This is a genomic window from Halomonas sp. HP20-15 (assembly GCF_033446685.1).
GTDB lineage: Bacteria > Pseudomonadota > Gammaproteobacteria > Pseudomonadales > Halomonadaceae > Modicisalibacter.
Genome location: NZ_JAWQLY010000006.1, coordinates 203,979 through 225,818 on the forward strand (window position 1 = coordinate 203,979; position 21,840 = coordinate 225,818).

At 66.5% G+C, this 21,840-nt stretch carries 15 protein-coding genes and 3 tRNA genes; 4 read left to right on the forward strand and 14 right to left on the reverse strand.

Translation table 11 applies throughout. From position 1 onward, the window contains the following. Positions 1 to 234: 234 nt before the first annotated feature. Complete coding sequence (gene mnmC, locus R6258_RS10295; RefSeq protein ID WP_318449859.1) at positions 235 to 2,289, forward strand: bifunctional tRNA (5-methylaminomethyl-2-thiouridine)(34)-methyltransferase MnmD/FAD-dependent 5-carboxymethylaminomethyl-2-thiouridine(34) oxidoreductase MnmC; 2,055 nt, start codon at positions 235 to 237, stop codon at positions 2,287 to 2,289. A 19-nt stretch (positions 2,290 to 2,308) separates the two neighbouring features. Here mnmC and R6258_RS10300 read toward each other — a convergent pair whose 3' ends face one another. From R6258_RS10300 to smc, 6 genes are all read right to left on the reverse strand, one after another. Beyond that, positions 2,309 to 3,112: a 3-hydroxybutyrate dehydrogenase gene (locus R6258_RS10300; RefSeq protein WP_318449861.1), complete on the reverse strand. Its 804-nt coding sequence runs from the start codon at positions 3,110 to 3,112 to the stop codon at positions 2,309 to 2,311. 126 nt (positions 3,113 to 3,238) lie between these two features. Then, positions 3,239 to 4,393 (reverse strand): patatin-like phospholipase family protein, encoded by a 1,155-nt coding sequence (locus R6258_RS10305; protein ID WP_318449863.1) that lies wholly within the window; start codon positions 4,391 to 4,393, stop codon positions 3,239 to 3,241. A gap of 202 nt (positions 4,394 to 4,595) precedes the next feature. Beyond that, complete coding sequence (locus tag R6258_RS10310; protein WP_318449866.1) at positions 4,596 to 4,862, reverse strand: YheU family protein; 267 nt, start codon at positions 4,860 to 4,862, stop codon at positions 4,596 to 4,598. Next, positions 4,862 to 6,895 carry an NAD-dependent DNA ligase LigA gene (ligA, locus tag R6258_RS10315; protein ID WP_318449868.1) on the reverse strand — a complete coding sequence of 678 codons (2,034 nt, stop codon included), beginning with the start codon at positions 6,893 to 6,895 and terminating at the stop codon, positions 4,862 to 4,864. Before ligA ends, R6258_RS10310 begins: the two co-directional genes overlap by 1 nt. Before the next feature lie 154 nt (positions 6,896 to 7,049). Then, on the reverse strand, positions 7,050 to 8,459 hold the full coding sequence (gene zipA, locus R6258_RS10320; RefSeq protein ID WP_318449870.1) for a cell division protein ZipA: 1,410 nt from the start codon (positions 8,457 to 8,459) through the stop codon (positions 7,050 to 7,052). 197 nt (positions 8,460 to 8,656) lie between these two features. Continuing rightward, positions 8,657 to 12,166, reverse strand: coding sequence for a chromosome segregation protein SMC (gene smc, locus R6258_RS10325; RefSeq protein ID WP_318449872.1), 3,510 nt, complete (start codon positions 12,164 to 12,166; stop codon positions 8,657 to 8,659). A 211-nt stretch (positions 12,167 to 12,377) separates the two neighbouring features. Here smc and lexA point away from each other — a divergent pair, with 211 nt between their 5' ends. The 3 genes from lexA (at position 12,378) to R6258_RS10340 (ending at position 14,597) form a co-directional block, all read left to right on the forward strand. After that, positions 12,378 to 12,851 (forward strand): transcriptional repressor LexA, encoded by a 474-nt coding sequence (gene lexA, locus R6258_RS10330; RefSeq protein ID WP_318449874.1) that lies wholly within the window; start codon positions 12,378 to 12,380, stop codon positions 12,849 to 12,851. After that, the gene (locus R6258_RS10335; RefSeq protein ID WP_318449875.1) at positions 12,851 to 13,468 is read left to right on the forward strand and encodes an IMPACT family protein; all 618 of its coding nucleotides are present in this window, start codon (positions 12,851 to 12,853) and stop codon (positions 13,466 to 13,468) included. Before lexA ends, R6258_RS10335 begins: the two co-directional genes overlap by 1 nt. Before the next feature lie 136 nt (positions 13,469 to 13,604). After that, complete coding sequence (locus R6258_RS10340; protein ID WP_318449953.1) at positions 13,605 to 14,597, forward strand: tRNA-dihydrouridine synthase family protein; 993 nt, start codon at positions 13,605 to 13,607, stop codon at positions 14,595 to 14,597. Positions 14,598 to 14,810: 213 nt separating this feature from the next. On the opposite strand, the gene R6258_RS10345 is transcribed toward R6258_RS10340, so the two are convergent. The 8 genes from R6258_RS10345 to recA all read right to left on the reverse strand — a co-directional run bounded on the left by R6258_RS10345 (position 14,811) and on the right by recA (position 21,787). Beyond that, positions 14,811 to 14,887 (reverse strand) — tRNA-Arg (locus tag R6258_RS10345). 138 nt (positions 14,888 to 15,025) lie between these two features. Further along, a tRNA-Arg gene (locus R6258_RS10350) sits at positions 15,026 to 15,102 on the reverse strand. Between the two features lie 51 nt (positions 15,103 to 15,153). Further along, positions 15,154 to 15,246 (reverse strand) — tRNA-Ser (locus tag R6258_RS10355). A gap of 186 nt (positions 15,247 to 15,432) precedes the next feature. Further along, positions 15,433 to 15,621 (reverse strand): carbon storage regulator CsrA, encoded by a 189-nt coding sequence (gene csrA, locus R6258_RS10360; RefSeq protein WP_318449878.1) that lies wholly within the window; start codon positions 15,619 to 15,621, stop codon positions 15,433 to 15,435. Positions 15,622 to 15,831: 210 nt separating this feature from the next. After that, on the reverse strand, positions 15,832 to 17,082 hold the full coding sequence (locus R6258_RS10365; protein WP_318449880.1) for an aspartate kinase: 1,251 nt from the start codon (positions 17,080 to 17,082) through the stop codon (positions 15,832 to 15,834). Positions 17,083 to 17,232: 150 nt separating this feature from the next. Further along, positions 17,233 to 19,836: an alanine--tRNA ligase gene (gene alaS, locus R6258_RS10370; RefSeq protein WP_318449883.1), complete on the reverse strand. Its 2,604-nt coding sequence runs from the start codon at positions 19,834 to 19,836 to the stop codon at positions 17,233 to 17,235. Between the two features lie 362 nt (positions 19,837 to 20,198). Beyond that, positions 20,199 to 20,672 carry a regulatory protein RecX gene (locus R6258_RS10375; RefSeq protein WP_318449885.1) on the reverse strand — a complete coding sequence of 158 codons (474 nt, stop codon included), beginning with the start codon at positions 20,670 to 20,672 and terminating at the stop codon, positions 20,199 to 20,201. A gap of 44 nt (positions 20,673 to 20,716) precedes the next feature. Continuing rightward, entirely contained in the window at positions 20,717 to 21,787 is a 1,071-nt protein-coding gene (gene recA, locus R6258_RS10380; RefSeq protein ID WP_318449887.1) for a recombinase RecA, read from the reverse strand. Positions 21,788 to 21,840 lie beyond the last annotated feature (53 nt).

The window sequence follows — 21,840 nt, forward strand, 5'->3', positions numbered from 1 at the left end:
CAACGACATGACTGACGAACCCTGGCCAGCGCCTTGCTTTTGAAGGAAAAACCCCAGGAGGGCACATTTTTCCACGGCACGGTTTTCCACAGCCCTTTTTTGCACAGTCGCTGTGGAAAACCCTGTTAAGAGACGGCGGACACCCGGCGCACTGGCAATGGCCACGCCGTCTCGCCAAGATCGATCAAATAATGACCAACTGGTTTCAGACCAGCTCGCTTAAGGAGTGCGACCGTGCCGCGAAGCGCCGATGATCCTGCCCGCCCGCTCTCGCCACTCACCGCGCTGACCCCGGCCGAGCTCACCTGGCAGGTCGACGACATCGGCGAGGCGCCGCATTCCAGCCGCTTCGGCGACGTGTACTTCTCGCGCCACGACGGTCGCGCCGAGACCGAGCACGTGTTCATCGCCGGCAACGACCTGCCGCGGCGCTTCGCCGACTGGCAGCAATCGCGTCCGTTCGTGATCGGCGAGACCGGCTTCGGCACCGGGCTCAACCTGCTGTGCGCCTGGGCCTGCTTCGAGACCCATGCGCCGACCGGGGCCCGCCTGCATCTGATCTCCACCGAGCGTTTCCCGCTGGCCCGCGACGACCTGGCGCGCGCACTGAGCGCCTGGCCGGATCTCGCGCCCAAGGCGCGCCGGCTGCTCGAGCAATGGCCCGAGCCGGTCAGCGGCGTACATCGGCTATGGCTCGGCGAGCGCGTCGTGCTCGACCTGCATCTCGGCGACAGCGCCGAATGCCTGGCGCAGCTCGACGGCCGCGTCGATGCCTGGTTCCTCGACGGCTTCGCGCCGAGCAAGAATCCCGAGATGTGGCGGCCGGAGCTGTTCACGGCCATGGCCCTGGCGAGCCGTCCGGCGGCGAGCGTGGCCACCTTCACCTGCGCCGGGGTCGTCAAGCGCGGGCTCACCGCCGCCGGCTTCGCCTGGCGCAAGGCGCCGGGTTTCGGGCGCAAGCGCGAGATGCTCGTCGCCACGCTCCAGGCGCCTGCCATGGATGACGACAGGCGCCGCTTAACGCCCTGGTTCCTGCCACCACCGCCCCAGCATGCTCGGCACGTCGCGGTGATCGGCGCCGGCCTGGCCGGCGGCTGCGTCGCCCAGGCCCTGGCGCGGCGCGGCATCAGGGTCACCCTGCTCGATCGCGAGGCGCCCGGTGCCGGGGCCTCGGGCAATCGCCAGGGCGCGCTGTACGTCAAGCTGGCCGCCGAGACCAACCGTCAGAGTCGCGTCTACCTGGCCGGGCTGCTGCATAGTCGGCGCTGGCTCGCCGAGATCGATCCCCAGCGTCGGTTATGGCAGGACTGCGGCGTGCTGCAACTGGCGACCAATGAGCGCGAGACGCGCCGCCAACAGCGCTTTCTCGCCAATCACGCGCTGCCGGCGACGGTGGTCGAGGGACTAACTGCACGACAGGCCAGCGAGCGCGCCGGGCTGAGCGACGGTCTGGCCCTCGCGCATGGCGGATTGGATTATTCCCAGGCCGGCTGGGTTCGCCCCGCCGCGCTGTGCCAGGCATTGGCCGCCACGCCGGGTGTCACCTTCAAGCGCGCCGCGGTCGACGCCCTGCGACGCGAAGCATCGGGTTGGCGCTTGCAGTTGGCGGACGGCGAGGCACTCGTCGCCGATCAGGTGGTGATCGCCACGGCGACGCAGGCCAACCGCTTCGACCAGAGCGCCGCTCTACCGTTGCAACCGATCCGCGGCCAGCTCTCAAGCGTGACATTGCCGCCGGGCAGCCCCGCGCTGGAACGCGTGGTCTGCGCCGGCGGCTACGTGGCCCCGGCCTGCGACGGCATATTGAGCTTCGGCGCCAGCTTCGTGCCCAACGAGGACGACGCCGCGCTGCGCGAGGACGAGCATGCGGCGAACCTGGCCGAACTCCGACGGACCTTGCCGGGCTTCGTAGCGGCGCTCGAAAGAGCCGGCGCACGGCTGACGCCGGGCGAACTCGGCGGGCGCGCCGCGGTGCGCGCGGCGAGCCCCGACAAGACGCCCTACGCCGGACCGGTACCGGATGCGCCCCGCTGGCAAAGCGACTACGCGTCGCTGGCCAGGGACGCGCGACGCGTACCGCAAACGCCCGGCGCTCATCATCCGGGGCTGTGGATCAGCGCCGCGCATGGTTCGCGGGGGCTGGCCAGCGCACCGCTGTGCGCCGAGCTGATCGCCTCGCGGATCTGCGACGAGCCGCTGCCCGTGGCGCGCGAACTCGCCGATCACCTGCATCCCGGCCGGCGACTGATCGCCGATCTGGTGCGCGGCAACGTCCCGCCCGAGGCGTGAACGGGACCGCAGCGAGGCGTTATTGCATGAACCAGCCGTGGCTGACCACGATCGACTGGCCGGTCAGCGCGTTGGAGGGGAAGGTGGCGAGATACAGCGCGGTCTCGGCGACGTCGGCGAGGGTGGTGAACTGCTTGTCGACGGTGTCCTTGAGGAAGACTTTCTCGACCACTTCCTCCTCGCTCATGCCGTGCTCGCGCGCCTGGTCGGGAATCTGTCTTTCGACCAGCGGGGTCTTCACGTAGCCCGGGCAGATGGTGTTGGAACGGATGCCGTAGGCCGCTCCTTCCTTGGCCATGGTCCGGCACAGGCCCAGCAGGCCGTGCTTGGCGGTGACGTAGGGCGATTTCATCGCCGAGGCCTCGTGGGAATGCACCGAGCCCATGTAGAGCAGGCAGCCGCCGCTTTCCTGCTGCATCATCTGGCGGAAGGCGGCGCGGGTGGTCAGGAAGCTGCCGTCTAGCTGGATGTTGGTGACCTTCTTCCAGGCATCGTAGGAGAGCTTGTGAATCGGTTCGACGTGCTGTGAACCGGCGTTGGCGATCATCACGTCGAGCCGCCCGTAGGTGTCGACGGTCTGCTTGAAGGCGGCCTCGACCTGCTGCTCGTCGGTCACGTCGGCGGCCACGCCGAGCGCCGTGCCGCCCTGCTCGGCGATCTCGCGGGCCGCCGCCTCGGCCGCCTCGTGGTCGAGATCGAGGATCACCACCTTGGCGCCCTGCTGGGCGAACAGTCTGGCGATCTCCTTGCCGATCCCGCTGGCGGCGCCGGTGATCAGCGCCACCTTGTTGTGGATGCGGTCCTGTGCCGGATGCTGTGACATTGCGCTCTCTCCTTGGTCGATCACCTGGCGGCCGTTGACGGCCTGTCTGATAGGCAAGCGACGCCACCGGCATCGCTTCACTGAAGCTAGTAACTTAGCGCCAGCCAAAAAGGCTTGGCAACGGCCTCAAACGTAAGGGACATCGGTCATGTCTTCCAATTCGCCGTCCTGCCGGCTGCGGTAGCTACATACGTGGGCACCGATGTCATCGCTGACCGGGTCGCGCCGGCAGGGGCATATCTCCAGCGCGCGGGTCATGTCCCGCTGGCCCAGTCGCCAGCGCTCCATGATCGTGGCGTAGGAGAAGTCGATGTCCTTCTGGGCGGTTTCACGCTCGCGAACCGGCGCCAGCAATCGCACGATGTTGACCGGCGAACGGCGCGTCTGCTCCAGCAACTCCTGGATCTCGGGACGCTGCCGCGCTTCCTCGGTCAGGTGTCGGCCCAGCATCCTGATCGCCTGGCGCTGACGATTGAGCGCCTTGAGAAAGTGCAGGTTGTGGCCGGCACGGGTCGAATACTGGATGTCCTTCTCGCGGAGCATGGCGTCGGTGATGGTCTCGGGTACCGGCCCTTCGGGGCTCCACAGATCGACGACGTAGCAGTTGACCGCCATGTCGCTGCCCGGCCGCTCGTTCTCAACCACGTAATCCATGGGCGTGTTGGAGCACAGCCCGCCGTCCCAGTAGGCTTCGCCGTCGATCCACACCGGCGGAAAGCCGGGCGGCAAGGCGCCGCTGGCGAGGATGTGCTCGCTTCGCAGGGTGTCGTACTGGCTGTCGAAATAGCGCATCGAGCCCTTGGCGATATTCACCGTGCCGACGCTCAGCCGTGTGCCGTCATGCAAGTCGCGGGTGCCCAGACGCTCGAAGTCGACCAGCTCCTCCAGGGTCTCGCGCAGCGGCGCGATGTCGTAGAAGCTCGGCGGGACGCCCCAGATGTTATGGGTATAGGGAATCAGCCACGGCGGGCGCGGCCGGAAAAAGCCCGGCACGCCCGAGGTCAGCGCCATGAGCTTGGCGGCGCGCGCCTCGTAGCTTTCCAGCGCGGCGCCCCGGCTGTAGCCGGGTTGGGCGATGCGCGTCCAGAACGCTTTTAGCTGGGCAAGGCTGTCTTGACGGCGATTGCCGGCGATCAGCGCGCCGTTGATCGCGCCCACCGAGGTGCCCACCACCCAGTCCGGTTCGATGCCCGCTTCGTGAAGCGCCTGGTAGACGCCGGCCTGGTAGGCGCCCAACGCGCCGCCGCCCTGCAACACCAGGATATTCATGGCTCGTGGCATGTTGCCCCCTGACGAGACGGTAACGAATCGACCCCGTCGTTGGCGATAAGTGCCGTCATTGCGACGGCTCGACCTCTCACTCTAGGAAACAGAGTGCTGCATCGCAACATGCAGCGAGATCCCTGTAAGGGCAGCGCAGTTAAAAACGAGGTGACTTTGGCGCAGCGGAGCCCCTCCTATCTTGCGGCTCCCGCGTAGCCAGCTAGTCTTCCTCGTCGTCGGCCAGGTCGCGGCCGAAGGCGCGCCACTGGGCCAGCGTCATCACCTCGGTGGTTTCGGTCTGCAGATCGTGGGCGATCAGCAGTTCGCCGCGTTCGAGCTGACGCTTGAGCTCGGCCACCCAGCCGCGCATGCCCTCGCCGGTGTCGGTGGTATCGTAGCCCTGGCGGGTGACGTAGGTCTCGAGCAGCGCGTCCAGCGTCTCGCCCGGCAGCATGCGATACGGAACTTCGATGAATCGCTCGCCCATCAGCCTTGCTCCCATTCGTCGAGTCGTGCCAGGAAGGTCGCTTCGTCGAGCACCTCGACGCCCAGTTCCTCGGCCTTGGTCAGCTTGCTGCCGGCGGCCTCGCCGGCGACCACCGCGGCGGTCTTCTTCGAGACACTGCCGGCGACCTTGGCACCCAGCGCCTGCAAGCGGGCCTTGCCCTCGTCGCGGGTCAGGTTCTCCAGCGTGCCGGTGAGCACCCAGCTCTGGCCAGCCAATGGCTGCGGACGCTCGGCCACCGCCTCCTCGCGCCAGCTCAACCCGGCAGCGAGCAGTTGAGTAACCGTCTCGCGGTTGTGCGCCTCGCTGAAGAAGGCATGGATGTGCGCGGCGACGATCGGGCCGATATCCGCGACCGCCTCCAGCGCCGGTTGGTCGGCGTCCATCAACACCTGCAGGGTGCCGAAATGACGTGCCAGGTTGTTGGCGGTGGCCTCGCCGACCTCGCGGATGCCCAGCGCGTAGATGAAGCGCGGCAGCGTGGTGCGCTTGGCCCGCTCTAGGGCCCTGACCAGATTGTCGGCGGATTTCTCGCCCATCCGCGGCAGCTCGGCCAGGTCGCCGGCGCTGAGCGCGAACAGCTCGGCCGGTGTCTTGACCCAGCCGCGCTCGACCAGCGCATCGATCAACTTGTCGCCGAGCCCGTCGATATCCAGCGCCCGCCGGCTGGCGAAGTGCTTGAGCGCCTCCTTGCGCTGGGCCGCGCAGTAAAGCCCGGCCGGACAGCGGATCGCCACCTCGCCCTCGATCCGCTCGACCTCGGAGCCGCACACCGGGCAGTGATCGGGAAAGGCGATCTCGCGGGCGTCGTCGGGACGCTCGCCCACGACCACCTTCACCACCTGGGGAATCACGTCGCCGGCGCGGCGGATCACCACGGTGTCGCCGATCATCACCCCCAGCCGGGCGATCTCGTCCTGATTGTGCAACGAGGCGTTGGAGACCGTGACCCCGGCGACGGTGACCGGCTCGAGCCGCGCCACCGGAGTGATCGCCCCGGTACGCCCGACCTGGAACTCGACGTCGTTGAGGCGTGTGGCCTGTTCCTGGGCGGGAAACTTGAAGGCGATGGCCCAGCGCGGCGCGCGGGCGACGAAGCCCAGTTCGCGTTGCGCTCGCAGATCGTCGACCTTGAGCACCACCCCGTCGATATCGTAATCGAGCCGCTCGCGCTTCTCGCCCAGGGTCCGGCAATAGTGGAGCACGCCTGCGCCGCCCTTGACGACCGCAAGCTCCGGGCTGGTACGAAATCCCAGGTCGCGCAGACGCTTCATCTGTGCCGAGTGGGTGGCGGCCGCTTGGTCCTCGTCGATGCGCGCCGCCTGGTAAGCGCAGAATTCCAGCGGGCGTCGCGCGGTGATCCGCGAGTCCAACTGGCGCAGGCTGCCGGCGGCGGCGTTGCGCGGGTTGGCGAAGACCTTGCTGCCCTCCTCGCGGGCGCGCTGATTGAGCGCCTCGAAGCCGGAGTGGCTCATGTACACCTCGCCGCGCACCTCGAGCAGCTCGGGAATGTCCTTGCCACGCAGCCTGAGCGGGATCGAGCGCAGCGTACGCAGGTTGCTGGTGATGCCCTCGCCGGTGCGTCCGTCGCCGCGCGTGGCGCCGCTGACGAACCGCCCCTGCTCGTAGACCAGCGACACCGCCAGGCCGTCCAGCTTGGGTTCGCAGCAGAATGCCAGATCGTCGTCGCTACGCTCCAGGCGATCATTGAGGCGCTTGGCGAAGGCTACGATCTCGTCCTCGTCGAAGGCGTTGTCCAGCGACAGCATGGGCACCGCGTGCTCGACCGCGGCGAAGCCTTCCGCCGGCGAGGCGCCGACCCGTTGGGTCGGCGAATCCGGCGTCACCAGTTCCGGGTGGGCCTGTTCGATCTCCTGCAGGCGCCGCAAACGCCGATCGTAATCGGCATCGGTGAGTTCCGGATCGTCGAGAACGTAGTAGCGATAGTTGGCGTCGTCGAGCTCACTGCGCAGGCGGTTGATTTCGTCGAGCAATTGGGGATCGGTCTGACTCATGACAGGCGCGGTCTCGGTGCGGCAAAAATCAGAGTGTAAGTGGCGTGCGGCCTGGGGAAAAGCGAGCCCGACAGAGCCGGCAGCGAAAGCATGGCAAACCAGCTACGTAAAAAAAGAGCCCCGTCAGGGGCTCGCAGAAGGGAGAGACAGTATCTCAGTTGGCGTGAGAGCGGTGCAGCCGGTAGCGGCGCTCGAATTCCTGAACCCGCTGGCGGGCGAACTCGACGGTCTGCGCAGTCATCACGCTGCGATTCTCGTCCTTCAACTCACCGCCCAGGTTACGCACGATCACCATCGCCGTCTCGACCATCGCCTCGAAGGCGGCCGCCGAATCACGTGCGCCCGGCAGCGGCATCAGGAAGGTCACGCCCGGCGTGCTGAAGTCGTCCATGGTGTCGAGGTCGAAGGTACCCGGCTTGACCACATCGACCATCGCGAACTGCAACTCGCTCTCGCTGTCCTCGGTCTCGTAGCGCAGGAAGATGCCCATCTCGCTATAGCGCAGGCCGCAGGCGAGCATCAGGTTGAGCAGGGCGGTACCGGCAAACCCCTCCTCGTTACGCGACATGACGCTGATCACGACGATCTCGTCGGAATGCGCCAGCGTCTCGCGGGCACGCTGTGCACTGACGTGATGACGCTGGGCCTTCTCGACCACCGGATGCGCCGTCACGACGTCGTCACGCGGCGCTTCCTCGCCAGGCATGCTGCGGCTGGCGACGGCCTCGCGTTCAGCCTCGTAGCCGTCATCCTCGGCCTCGCGGGCCGTTGCGCCCACCGGCTCCAGGCGCTGGTCGGCGAAGCGCGGGAAGGCAAATTCATGGGTTTCTTCGCGCAGCTCGTCGCTCCGCGGCTCGGCATGCGTACCTTCGCCGCCCAGGGTCGGCTCATGATGCTCGTCATGCAGCGTGGGCGCGGCCTCGTGACGCTGAAACGCCGAGGTCATGCGCTGCATCGACTGCGAGACGCGCTGACCGCCGGAGCGCAGCGCGGCAGCCATGCCCGATTTGCCACGCGTGCTGTCGGTATCGGTCGGCAGCTCGTCGCGCGCCGCCGTCTCGTCGACGGTGCGACGTGGCTGAGCGTTGTCGGTGGCTTTCGCCGCCCCCACATTCATGCTCGGCTCGCGCCGTGATGCCGGTGCGCCATTCTCGACAGCGGGCGCTGGCTCGTCTGCGTATCGACCCGCTTCCGGGTACGCCTGCTGGTGCTGGTCTTCCCTACGCGCCGTGCTTTCGTCCGGCTCGCCGGAGCGGCTCATCCGCGCAAAGACCTTGGAGGGCCCGGGATGTTCCTGGCGCTGTAACTTGGGCTTCGGCTCGACCGTGGTCTGCGCAGCCGGCCTGACGACCCTTGCCCCGCCGTTGGGCAGCTCCCAATTGATTTCGGCCCGACGCGCCGCCTCATCGGGGTCGAGCGCCTCACCGCTTTCTTCACTCGCACCGCTCGGCACCTCGTCGAGGCGAGGGACTTTACGCTGGCGCTGCAGGCGACGCACACCGTCGACGACGATGATTGCTACCAATACCAGCCCGAGGATGATCAACCACTCTCTTAGTTCCATGGGTCGTCTTGCCTGTTTGCTAAGGCGCCATGCCTGATGTCCAGTTCGTCACTAGCATAGCGCGATTGCTAAAAAAAAGGCCACTTTATTTAGAAAGTCAACTCTTTCCTCAGCCCAGTGCAACCGCCCTTCAATTCTGCCTGTTTATCGTTGGTCTTTTGCGTTGTTAATGCATTGCGGCATTGACTGCAAGTTTTTCATGCATCGGCAAGCTCTGCGGCCTCCTCGACACCCACCGAAACCAGACGCGACACGCCCGGCTCCTGCATGGTCACGCCCATTAATCGCTCGGCAGCCTCCATGGCGATCTTGTTGTGGGTAATGTAGATGAATTGAACCGATTCGGACATATCCTTAACCAGCTTCGCGTAGCGCCCCACATTAGCATCATCGAGTGGAGCATCGACTTCGTCGAGCATGCAGAAAGGCGCCGGATTGAGCTGGAAGATGGCGAACACCAGCGACAATGCGGTCAATGCCTTTTCGCCCCCCGAGAGCAGATGAATGGTGCTGTTCTTCTTGCCCGGCGGACGCGCCATGATGGCGACTCCGGTCTCCAGCATATCCTCGCCGGTCAGCGTCAGCCAGGCCGCACCGCCACCGAAAACCCGCGGAAATAGCTGGCCGAACCCCTCGTTGACCCGCTCGAAAGTTTCCTTGAATCGGGTCCGCGTTTCCTGATCGATCTTGCGAATCGCCCGGTCGAGGGTCTCGAGCGCTTCACTCAACTCGGCATGTTGACCCTCAAGATAGTCCCTGCGTTCCGCTTGCTGGTCATATTCTTCGATCGCCGCCAGGTTGATCGCCCCCAGCCGGCGCACCTTGTCGGTGGCCTCCTCGAGACGCGCCTGCCAGGCCGACTCGGTGGCCTCGGGGTCGAGCGTCTCGGCCAGCGCATGCGCGTCCGCATCAGCGTAGCCCAGTTCGACGAGCGCCTCGTCCTGGGCGTCGGCCTTGAGCTTGAGCGCCTGCACCTGCATGCGCCCCTCTTCCAACTGATGGCGGATGCCCTCGAGATTGCGCTCGTGCTGCTGGCGCGTCGCCTCGGTCTCGCGCAGCCGCTCGCCGAGCTGCTGCGCCTCGTCGCGGCAAGCGTTGAGGGCTTGCTCTTCGCGCGCGCGCCGGTCGAGAAGTTCGTCGAGCTGCTCGCGCTCCTCGGCCTCGGGCTCGCGCAGCGTCTCGCGGCTGGCCTCGAGCTCGCCGCACTTGTCCTCGAGCCGGGCGCGCGTCTCGGCGCTGCGCGTGCGTTGCTCGGCCAGCCCGGCACGCTCGGTGGTCAGCCGCTGATGCTCCAGCGCCAGTTGCTGCGAGCGCTCCTGCAGCGGCCGCAGCCGGGCACGCTGGGCGGCGAGCGCCTCCCGGGCGTCGCGGCGCTGACGCTCCAGGGTCTCGCGGCGCTGGCTGCTGTCCTCGAGTTCGCTCATCGCCGCCTGCCAATGCTCGCGGGCCTCTTCGAGTTCGAGCGCCCGAGTCTCGCGCTGCTCCTGCAGGTTGGCCATGTCCTCGTCGAGTTCTCGTGCACGGGCGTCGACGTGTTCGAGCCGCGAAGCGAGGTTGCCTTCGGCGAGTGCCGCCTGCTGACGCCGCTGGGCGAGATCGCGCTCGGCGACGCGGGCCTCTTCCAGAACCCGTTCATGCTCGGCGTCGCGCGTCTGGAGTTCGCCGAGCCGCTGCTCGCACTCGGCGAGCCGCGCTTCCAGCCTTTCCAGCTCGAGACTGGCCGCGTCGCGGCGACGCTGCTGGGCGAGCACGCCGTCGCCGCCGTCGGCGACACCCAGATAGCGCGCCCAGCCGTCCCCCAGCCACAGCCCATCGGCGCTGAGCACGCTCTCGCCCGGGGCCAGCGACGCGCGCAGCGCCCAGGCCTCGCCGGCATCCCCGGCACAGCGAATCCGCGCCAGCATCACCGCGGCGGCCCCGGCGCCCTCGACATGGGCGGCCAGGGTGCCGGCGACGGCCGCCGGATCATTCGCGACACCCTCGACCAGCGCCAGCTCGCCGCTTGGGGGAGCGCTGCCGAGTGCCTGGCGTGGCAGTTCCGGCAGCAGGCGCGCATTGAGCCAAGACGCCAGCACCCAGGACACCACACGTTCCCAGCCGTCGGCGACACGCAGCCCTTCGGCCAGTCGCGGGGCCTCGGCCAGGCCGCGCTCGACGAGCCAGGTATCCAGCGCGGCGTCCTGATCGTCGAGGCTGGCGGCGATCAGCGCCTCCAGCGAGGCCAGCTCGCCCTGTAGCTGGCTGCGCCGTTGGCGGTCCTCCTCGCGGGCGGCCTCCTGCTCGCGCAGCGCCTCGCGATCGGCGTCGCGGGCGGCCTGGGTCGCGTCGCGGCGGGTCTCCAGTGCCTCGAGCTCGAGATCGATCTCGGCAAGCTGCTCGTTGAGCGTCTCGCAACGTTCGCGCAGTTCCCGCTGATCGGGCAGTTCGTCGCGCTGCTGGCGGCGCCGCTGAAAGTCGCCGCCCAGCGCTTCCAGGCCCCGCTCGAGATTGCGCACCCGGTCCTGGGCACGCTCGGCGTCGTGGGACGCCTGACGATCCGCCTCGTTGAAACGCTCCCAGCGCTGCTGAGCCTCCTGGTAGCTCGCTTCGGCCTCGTCGAGACTCGCTTCGAGTTCGGCCAGCGACTCGGCGGTCTCTTCCTGCTCGGGGCCCAGGGTTTCCAGGCGCTCATCGAGCCGCGTCAGACGCTCGGCATCGACCTCGCCGAGTTCGTCGAGCTCACCGAGTTCGCGCCGCGCGGATTCGAGCTCGCGGGCCAGCTGCTGTTCCTGGTGCCGGGCGTGTTCGAGGCGTTGCTCGAGCCGGGCGATCGCCGCGCCGGTCTCGTAGAAGCGCGCCTGATGCGCCTCGAGCTGCTCGGCCAGGCGGTCGTGCTCCTGGCGTGACTCCTCGAGCCGGCTCTCGCACTGGCGCTGGCCGAGGATTTCGCGCTCGACCTGAATCTCCAGTTCGCGCACGCGGTTTTCCTGCTCGCCCTGCTGGACGCGCAACGCGCGGGCGCGCAACAGCGCCAGCTCGCCCTTGAGGCGATGCTCCTGCTGCTTGAGCGTCTGATAGCGCCGCGCCGCCTCGGCCTGGCGCTTGAGGCGCTCGAGCTGCTTGTCGAGCTCCTCGCGAATGTCGTCGAGGCGCTCGAGGTTCTCCTTGGTGCGGCGCATGCGGTTCTCGGTCTCGCGGCGCCGCTCCTTGTACTTGGAGATGCCGGCGGCTTCCTCCAGCGTCGAACGCAGCTCCTCGGGGCGCGCCTCGATCAGCCGCGAGATCATGCCCTGGCCGATGATCGCGTAGGAGCGCGGCCCCAGCCCGGTACCCATGAACAGATCGGCGATGTCGCGGCGCCGGCACTTCTGGCCGTTGAAGAAGTAGCTCGACTGGCTGTCGCGGGTGACCACGCGCTTGACGCCGATCTCGGCGTACTGGGCGTAGGGCCCGCCCATGCTGCCGTCGCGGTTGTCGAACAACAGCTCGATGGAGGCCTGGCCCACCGGCTTGCGCCCGGTGGAGCCGTTGAAGATCACGTCGGTCATCGACTCGCCGCGCAGCGTCTTGGCCGAGGATTCGCCCATCACCCAGCGCACCGCGTCGATGACGTTGGACTTGCCGCAGCCGTTGGGCCCGACGATCGCCGTCATGCTGCTGTCGAACGGCACGGTCACCGGGTCGACGAACGACTTGAAGCCGGCCAACTTGATCGATTTGAGACGCATGCGAGTGTGGGTTTTCCTCGACGCCAACGGGTCAACCGGGTGAGTCTACCGAACTGCCGGGCCGCGCCCAAGCGGTGATTCAACGCCCGCCGTCGGCGGTTCGTTTGCCCGCCCCGTCGGGCTTGCTATGATGCGCATTGCCGTGGACGCAGGGTCCTACCTTCAGGGCTCTGGCTTCGCCCCGGTGGCATCGCACTCGAGGGAGATGGTCATGCAGCACGCCACACCGCACTATCTGCAACGCCAGCCCAACCTGCCGCTCAACGACGGCGCTTGGGAGGCGGTCGACGCGACCGACCTGGTCGAGATTCCACTGCTTGGACAGGTCGCCGCCGGCCTGCCGATCGAAGCCTGCCCCGATGCCAGCACGGTGTCGATTCCCTCGCGCATGGTGCGCCGCAACACCTACGCCCTGCGAGTGCGCGGCAACTCGATGATCGACTGCAATATCTTCGATGGCGACGTGATCATCATCGAGCGTCAGGAGAGCGCCGAGAACGGCGAAACCGCCGTGGTGATGATCAACAATCAGGAAGTCACCCTGAAGAAGCTCTATATCGACAAGTCGGGGGTTCGCCTGCAGCCGGCCAACGCCAGCATGCCGCCGATCTATTTGAAGAACGACGACGTCCAGGTGCTCGGCCTGGTGATGGGCGTGATGCGTCAGCCCAGCATCGCGGCCTGATGCGCTATTCGATTCCGCGTCTCGGCCAGGGCGAAATCCACCAGGCCGAGATCGAAATCGAGCGCAGCCGGTTCATCGCCTGGCTCTGCCACGCTCCCGGGGTCGCCGACTTCGACGCCCTGCTGGCGCTGGCTCGCAGCCGCTACCCCGATGCCAGCCACCACTGCAGCGCCTTCGTAGCCGGCCCGCCCGGCGAGCAGACGGCGATCGGCTTCTCGGACGACGGCGAGCCCGGCGGCACCGCCGGGCGACCGATGTTCCAGGTGCTCGACGGCAGCGGACTGGGCCAGATCGGCTGCGTGGTGACGCGCTACTTCGGCGGCACCAAGCTGGGCACCGGCGGGCTGGTGCGCGCCTACTCGCAGGCGGTGCAGACGGCGCTCGCCAGCCTGCCGCTCACGGACTTCACCGAGCGATGCACCCGGCGCCTCAAGGTCGACTTCGCCGGCGAGGCCGAGGCCCGCGCCTGGCTGACCAGCCATGACATCCCCGTCGAGGCCGCCGACTACGCCGGCGACGGCGTCACGCTCAGCGTCGGCTGGCCGAGCGACAAGCCCCTCGAGCTGACGGCGCTCGAAGCCCGGCTCAAGGGCCGCGTCGCCCTTCTGGAAGCGTAATCACCGCCGCTTTATGGTCGGGAGTCTAGCCCTGGCTGATACAATACCCGGCTGAATGGCTGCTCCATGCATCACACCAGGGTTGGGCTTTCTTGTGGTTGATCTACTTCATCGAGGGCGTCTGGGCTTGGCGCCCATGGAAGGCGTCATCGATGCCGTGACCCGCGACCTGTTGACGCGAGACGAAGGCCTCGACTGGACGGTGACCGAGTTCGTGCGTGTGGTCGATGCACGACTGCCGCCGCGGGTATTCTACAAGCACTGCCCCGAACTCCACCCCGAGCAGCGACAGGCGCATCACCAGGACGCGGTGGCGACGCCGAGCGGTGTGCCGGTGCACCTGCAACTGCTGGGGTCCGACCCCGAGGCACTGGCGGCCAACGCCCGCCAGGCGTTGCGCCTGGGCGCCATCGGCCTGGACCTCAATTTCGGCTGCCCGGCCAAGACCGTCAATCGCCACGATGGCGGTGCCTCGCTGCTGCGCGATCCCCGGCGGGTCTACCGGGTCGTGTCGGCGGTGGCCGAGGCGGTCGGCGAGCAGATACCGGTGACCGCCAAGATTCGTCTGGGCTTCGCCGATCGGCGCCTGGCGCTGGCCTGCGCCCAGGCCGCCGAGGACGGCGGCGCCCGCCACCTGGTGGTCCACGCACGGACCCGCAACGAGGGCTATCGCCCTCCGGCGCATTGGGAATGGATCGCGCGCATCCGTCATTGCCTGACGATTCCGGTGATCGCCAACGGCGACATCTGGACGCTCGCCGATTACTGGAAGGCGCGCAGTCTGTCGGGGTGCGAGGACGTGATGCTCGGCCGTGCGGTGCTCGCCGATCCGGCGTTGCCGGCGCGTATTCGCCACTGGCAACGCACCGGCGAGCAACTGCCGGCGACGGGTTGGCAGCGCCGCGCGGACATTCTCGACGCGTATGCCCAGCGCCAGCGCAAGGAGCTACCCGAGAAGGTGGTGGTGTCGCTGCTGAAGCAGTGGCTCAACCAGATGCGCGGCCGCGACAGCGAAGCCGCCCGGCGTTTCCAGGCGCTGCGTCGCGAGACGCGCCTGGCACCGTTCCTCGCCGGCCTGCACGCCGCCCCCGAAACCCCGCCGGCAGCGATGCCGGCGTTCGTCGACTGAACGGCCCGGCGAGCTGACGAGCAAAAAAAGAGGCGCACTGCTTGGCAGTGCGCCTCGAAACGACCGCTCGGGGTCGCGACGCTCGTCGACGACCCTTGAAGCTGCCAAGGAAACCCCTGAAGGAAACGCCTCGAAAAGCTCTGGCAAGCGATCCAAAAAACGTCCTACGAACGAAAATCCGCCCTCCCTTGATGGGGAGAGCGGATCGGAATCTGGCGCGCCCGGGAGGATTCGAACCTCCGACCACCTGATTCGTAGTCAGGTACTCTATCCAGCTGAGCTACGGGCGCTAAACGGTGCGATGCTGTACAACTCTTTCGTCTGCAATACTCGCCTGCAGTACGATTCACGCTGGCTGAATCGAACTCGCCGATTCGCTGCCGAACGCAACATAGACGCGAAGAAAAGAGCGTCTATCGGCGGGAAGATGGCGCGCCCGGGAGGATTCGAACCTCCGACCACCTGATTCGTAGTCAGGTACTCTATCCAGCTGAGCTACGGGCGCATCTTAGATGCATCTTCACGATCGTGTCGAGGGCGCATTCAAGCTCTTGAATGGCGGAGAGGGAGGGATTCGAACCCTCGATAGGGGTATAAGCCCTATACTCCCTTAGCAGGGGAGCGCCTTCAGCCACTCGGCCACCTCTCCCTCATCAACACGGCGCGTATGTTACCGTTTCTGTTGAATCTTGTCCACCCTTGCCAGGGTCTTTTTCGGCGGACGGTCGGCCTCGTACCGGGTGATCAACGCTCCCAAACGCCCCGGACCGGGCTTACAGGCATGGGGATCGACCCATCAAATCGCTTGAAAGGCGTTCCCAGACACGTTTGACCCTTACTCGCTGCTGTCGTTACCGGTCTGCTCACGCTGGATGCGCTGGTAAATCTCTTCGCGGTGGACGGCGACGTCCCTGGGCGCGTTTACACCGATACGGACCTGATTACCTTTGACACCCAAAACCGTGACGGTAATCTCATCGCCGATCATTAAGGTCTCGCCGACTCGGCGGGTCAGGATGAGCATGACTGATCTCCTTTCAGACGTTCTTCCAACGGGATGCGCGCGATTTTACAGCCAATAAAAGGCATGGCGCACGATTATGCGCCATACGCTTGTCTGAGCCAAATTCAGCGTGCCATGAAACCCTATCGCCACGTTGAATGAAAGCCGCGCGACCCGTTTGCGTTTCCTTACACCCTACTAGCGTAGAACGCATGGCACATTCTGCCCGCTTCACTCGCTTTCGATGTCGTCCTTGTCCAGACCGAACGCCTTGTGCAGTGCACGCACCGCGAGTTCCATGTGCTTTTCGTCGATCACTACGGAAATCTTGATCTCGGACGTGGAAACCATGCGGATATTGATGTTTTCGTCGGACAGCGCGCGGAACATCTTCGAAGCGACACCGGCATGGGAACGCATGCCGACACCGACCAGCGATACCTTGGCGATATTGTCGTCGCCGCGCAGCTCGCCGCCACCCAGCGCCGGGATGACGTCGTCCTGCAGGATGCGCTGGGTCTGCTTGAAGTCGCCCTTGGCCACGGTGAAGGTGAAGTCGGTGTAATCGCCGGCCGGGGCCACGTTCTGCACGATCATGTCGACTTCGATGTTGGCGTCGGCGATCGGCCCCAGAATGCGCGAGGCGACACCCGGCACATCCGGCGTGTTGAGCAGGGTCAGCTTGGCTTCGTTGGCGGTAAAGGCGATACCGGAGATCAGCGGCTCTTCCATGGAATCCTCTTCTTCATCTGAATCAGCGACGATCAGGGTGCCGGCGCCCTCCTCGAAACTCGAGAGCACGCGCAGCGGGACGTTGTACTTGCCGGCGAACTCGACGGCACGAATCTGCAGGACCTTGGAGCCCAGGCTGGCCAGCTCGAGCATCTCCTCGACGGTGATCGACTCCAGGCGGCGCGCCTTGGAGCAGACCCGCGGGTCGGTGGTGTAGACACCGTCGACGTCGGTGTAGATCTGGCATTCGTCGGCCTTGAGCGCCGCCGCCAGGGCGACCCCGGTGGTGTCCGAGCCACCGCGGCCCAGGGTGGTGATATTGCCCTCTTCGTCGACCCCCTGAAAGCCGGCAACCACCACCACCTGGCCCTCGTCGAGATCCTGGCGCAGCTCATCGGTCTCGATGCGCTGGATGCGCGCCTTGGTGTGCGCACTGTCGGTCTGGATGCCCACCTGGCCGCCGGTGTAGGAGGTCGCCGGCACGCCCAGCTTGTGCAGGGCCATGGCCAGCAGCGAACTGGTGACCTGCTCGCCGGTGGACACCAACATATCCATCTCGCGCGGCGTCGGCTCGTCGTTGATCTGGCCGGCGAGTTCGATCAGCCGGTTGGTCTCGCCACTCATCGCCGAGACCACGACCACGACCTGATGGCCGTCGTCGCGGTAGCGTTTGACTTTATCGGCGACGGCCTTGATGCGCTCGACCGAGCCCACCGAGGTGCCACCAAACTTCTGTACGTATAGCGCCATAGGTTGTCTATCCGTGAAGTGTGTTGAGTGAATGCGTCGTGAGTTCCAGATATCTACAAGGGCCCATCAGGACCATAAGCAGGAACCTATAAACAGGAACCTATAAGAAAGGGCCGGACGATGTTCGTTACGGCCCAGCGATGGATGATTCTAGCCCAGTTGGCCTGCCAGCCAATCCGGAACGCTGGCGAGTGCCTGCGGGAGCGCCGCGGCATCGCTGCCGCCGGCTTGGGCCATGTCGGCGCGACCACCGCCCTTGCCGCCGACCTGTGCGGCGACATGGTTGACCAGCTCGCCGGCCCTGACGCGGCCGGTGAGGTCGTCGGTGACCCCGGCGATCAAGCTGACCTTGCCGCCATCGGCGGCGCCCAGCACCAGCACGCCCGAGCCCAGCTTGTTCTTGAGCTGATCCATCAAGCCGCGCAGCTCCTTGCCGGAGACGCCCTCGACCTGCTTGGCCAGCACCCGGACACCGGCGACTTCGCGCGCCTCGCCGAGCATGTCGCTGCTCGCCGCGCTGGCCAGCTTGGCCTTGAGCCGCTCGAGTTCCTTCTCGAGGGTGCGATTGCGCTCGAGCAGGGTCTCGACGCGCTCCTCGAGCTGTTCCGGCTTGGCCTTGATGCGTTCTGCAAGGCGCGTGACACGGGCTTCCTGCTCGCGGAAATAGGCCAGCGCACCCTCGCCGGTGACCGCCTCGATACGCCGCACACCGGCGGCGATGCCGGTTTCGGCCAGCACGTGGAAGGCCCCGATGTCACCGCTACGAGCCACGTGGGTACCCCCGCACAGCTCGATGGAAAAATCGTCGGCGCCGATGGTCAGCACGCGCACGTTGTCACTGTACTTGGCCTCGAACAGCGCCGCCGCGCCCTTGGCCTTGGCCTCGTCGAGGGTCATCTGCTGGATGCGCGTGTCGGCGTTGGCCAGCACCTGGCGGTTGACGATCGCCTCGACCTCGGCGAGCTGCTCCGCGCTCATCGCCTCGAAGTGGCTGAAATCGAAGCGCAGCCGCTCGGCGCTGACCAGCGAGCCCTTCTGCTGGACGTGCTCGCCGAGCACCTGCCTGAGCGCCTTGTGCAGCAGGTGGGTCGCCGAGTGGTTGCGCATGATCGCCGCGCGCAACGAGGCGTCGACCCTGGGCGCAACCGCGGAACCCACCGTCAGGCGCCCTTCCGTCAGCACCCCGTGGTGCAGATGATGGCCGCCCTGCTTCTGGGTGTCGCGGACCTCGAAGCGGATACCGTCGGCCTCGAGATAGCCGCTGTCGCCGATCTGACCGCCGGATTCGCCATAGAACGGGGTCCGGTCGAGCACCACCACCCCGCTCTGGCCCGCCTCCAGCGCGGCCAGCGCGTTGCCCGACTCGTCGACCAGCGCGGTGACCCGCGCCTCGTCCTCGAGCCGCTCGTAGCCGGTGAAGGCGGTCTCGCCCTCGACCTCGATCGCCGCGCTGTAATCCGCGCCGAACTGGCTGGCCGCCCGGGCGCGCTCGCGCTGCGCCTCGAGCTCGCGCTGGAAGCCGGCCTCGTCGAGGGTCACGCCGCGCTCGCGACAGATGTCGGCGGTCAGGTCATAGGGGAAGCCGTAGGTGTCGTAGAGCTTGAATACCGTCTCGCCGGACAGCGTGTCGCCGCTTAGTTCAGCGAGTGCCGCCTCGAGCAGGCCCATGCCATGGTCCAGCGTGCGGGCGAACTGTTCTTCCTCCTTGAGCAGGACCTTCTCGATGCGTCCCCGCGCCTGGCGCAGTTCCGGGTAGGCCTCGCCCATCTCGGCGTCCAACGCGGCGACCAGCTTGTGGAAGAACGCCTCGCGGGCGCCCAGCTTGTGGCCGTGGCGAATGGCGCGACGGATGATCCGGCGCAGCACATAGCCGCGCCCTTCATTGGAGGGCAGCACATCGTCGACGATCAGGAACGCGCAGGAGCGGATATGGTCGGCGATGACGCGCAGCGACGGTGCCTCGAGATCGGCGTGACCGATGATCTCGCCGGCGGCCTTGAGCAGGTTCTCGAACAGGTCGATCTGGTAGTTGGAATGCACGCCCTGAAGCACCGCGGCGACCCGCTCGAGCCCCATGCCGGTATCGATCGACGGTTTGGGCAGCGGATTCAGGTTGCCGGCGGCGTCGCGATCGAACTGCATGAACACCAGATTCCAGATCTCGATGTAGCGATCGCCGTCTTCTTCGGGGCTGCCCGGCGGCCCGCCCCAGACCTCGGGGCCGTGATCGAAGAAGATCTCCGAGGAGGGTCCGCAGGGGCCGGTATCGCCCATCTGCCAGAAGTTGTCCTCGTCGAGCTTGGAGAAGCGCTGCGGGTCGATGCCGATTTCGTCTTTCCAGATCCTTTCGGCTTCGTCGTCGCTGACGTGAACGGTGACCCACAGCTTGTCGGCGGGCAGCCCCAGCCGCTCGGTCAGAAACGACCAGGCGAAGCGGATGGCGTCGCGCTTGAAGTAGTCGCCGAAGCTGAAGTTGCCGAGCATCTCGAAGAAGGTGTGATGACGCGCGGTATAGCCGACGTTGTCCAGGTCGTTGTGCTTGCCGCCGGCGCGCACGCAGCGCTGGGCCGAGGTCGCGCGCACGTAGGGCCGCGGGTCGCGTCCCAGGAAGACATCCTTGAACGGGACCATGCCGGCGTTGGTGAACAGCAGGGTGGGATCGTTGTGCGGCACCAGCGAGCTCGACGGCACGATGGTATGCCCCTGCTCCTCGAAGAAGGTCAGAAAGGCCTGTCTGATATCTGCACTTTTCATGGCAAACCCGTGGCAATGTGATTGGGGCGCTGCGGGACACGACCGACCGTCATTCGTGCAACTGGCTTAGGAACGTGGTCTTCGCAAAACGTCGTGGCGGCGTGTTGAAAATGGCGGGAAAGTGACGTCCCGAGCCGTCGCAAGCAGCCGTCGCAAGCGCACTAGTATAACGCGTTCAGCGCGGGACTAAAGGGAGGGGCCCTGAGGGGAAGGCTTGGAAGAAGGCCGCAGAGGGTGCCAAAGCCGCCAACGCGGCGGGGCCAAGGTGCAACTTCGCCAAGGCGCACCGCGAAGAGCTTCAGCGACGGTGATCGGCGAAGTGGCCAGCCATCACGCAGGCCCGAAGGATCGGCGCCGGCGCCTTAATCCGGCGCATCCCAGGCATGCGCCAGCGCGTATTTCATCTGCTCGAAGTCGAAGCCGCGCCCGGCCAGGAAACGTTCGCGCCGGGCCCGCTCGCGCGGCGTAGCGCCGGGCCCGTCGAAGCGCTTGGCCAGCGCCTCGCAGGCCAGCGCGCGCCAGTCCGTCTCGCCCTGCGCTTCGTCGAGCGCCACACGGGCCAGCTCACGTTCGATGCCACGCTCGTGGAGCCCGGCGCGCACCTTCATCGGCCCCTGGCCACGAACCAGACGCGAGCGCACGAAGCTTTCGGCGAACCGCGCGTCGGACTGCAACCCTTCGGCCTCGAGCGCGTCCAGCGTCTGCTGGATGCTTTCGGCAGCGTGATTCTTGGCAGCGAGCCGCCCCGCCAGTTCGGCCCGCGAGTATTCGCGGCGCGCCAACAGGCGAACGGCGTCGTCACGGGGTGTGGACTCCCCACCCGGCGCGGCACACATGATTCGGCGCTCCTCCTCGCTGCGCATTCGTCACACTTGTCGGATCAAAGCAGGTCGTCCTGCTCCTCGCCGGCCGCCTCGGCCTGCGGCGCCTCGGGCTCTTCCTTGGGCTTGCCGTCGGTGATGTTCAGCAACTGCGCGCGAATCTGACTCTCGATCTCTTCCATGACCGCAGGGTTGTCCTCGAGATACTGCGCGGCGTTAGCCTTGCCCTGGCCGATCTTGTTGCCCTGGTAGCTGTACCAGGCGCCGGCCTTGTCGACCAGCTTGCACTGCACGCCCAGATCGACCACCTCGCCGGCATGGTAGATGCCCTTGCCGTAGAGGATCTGGAACTCGGCCTGGCGGAACGGCGGCGACACCTTGTTCTTGACCACCTTGACGCGGGTCTCGTTGCCGGTCACCTCGTCGCCCTGCTTGACCGAGCCGGTGCGGCGGATATCCAGACGCACGCTGGAGTAGAACTTCAGCGCGTTGCCGCCGGTGGTGGTTTCGGGGCTGCCGAACATCACGCCGATCTTCATGCGGATCTGGTTGATGAACACCACCATGCAGTTGGCGTTCTTGATGTTGCCGGTGATCTTGCGCAGCGCCTGGGACATCAGGCGCGCCTGCAGACCGACGTGGGAATCGCCCATCTCGCCCTCGATCTCGGCGCGCGGCGTGAGTGCCGCCACCGAGTCGATGACGATCACGTCGACCCCGCCGGAGCGCACCAGCATGTCGCAGATCTCCAGGGCCTGCTCGCCGTTGTCCGGCTGCGAGACCAGCAGATCGTCGAGGTTGACGCCGAGCTTCTCGGCGTAGCTGGGGTCCAGCGCATGCTCGGCATCGACGAACGCACAGGTCTTGCCCTGCTTCTGCGCCTGGGCGATCACCGACAGCGTCAACGTGGTCTTGCCCGACGACTCGGGACCGAAGATCTCGACGACCCGGCCCAGCGGCAGGCCGCCGATGCCCAGCGCGATGTCCAGGCCCAGCGAGCCGGTAGATACCGACGGCATGGTCACCCGTGGCGTGTCGCCCAGGCGCATCACGGTGCCCTTGCCGAATTGCCGCTCGATCTGCGACAGCGCTGCGTTGAGTGCCTTGGAACGGTTATCGTCCTGTGCCATGAATGTCTCCTGATAGCACGTGTAGGTTGGCGCGACACCCGGTTCTGGGCTCG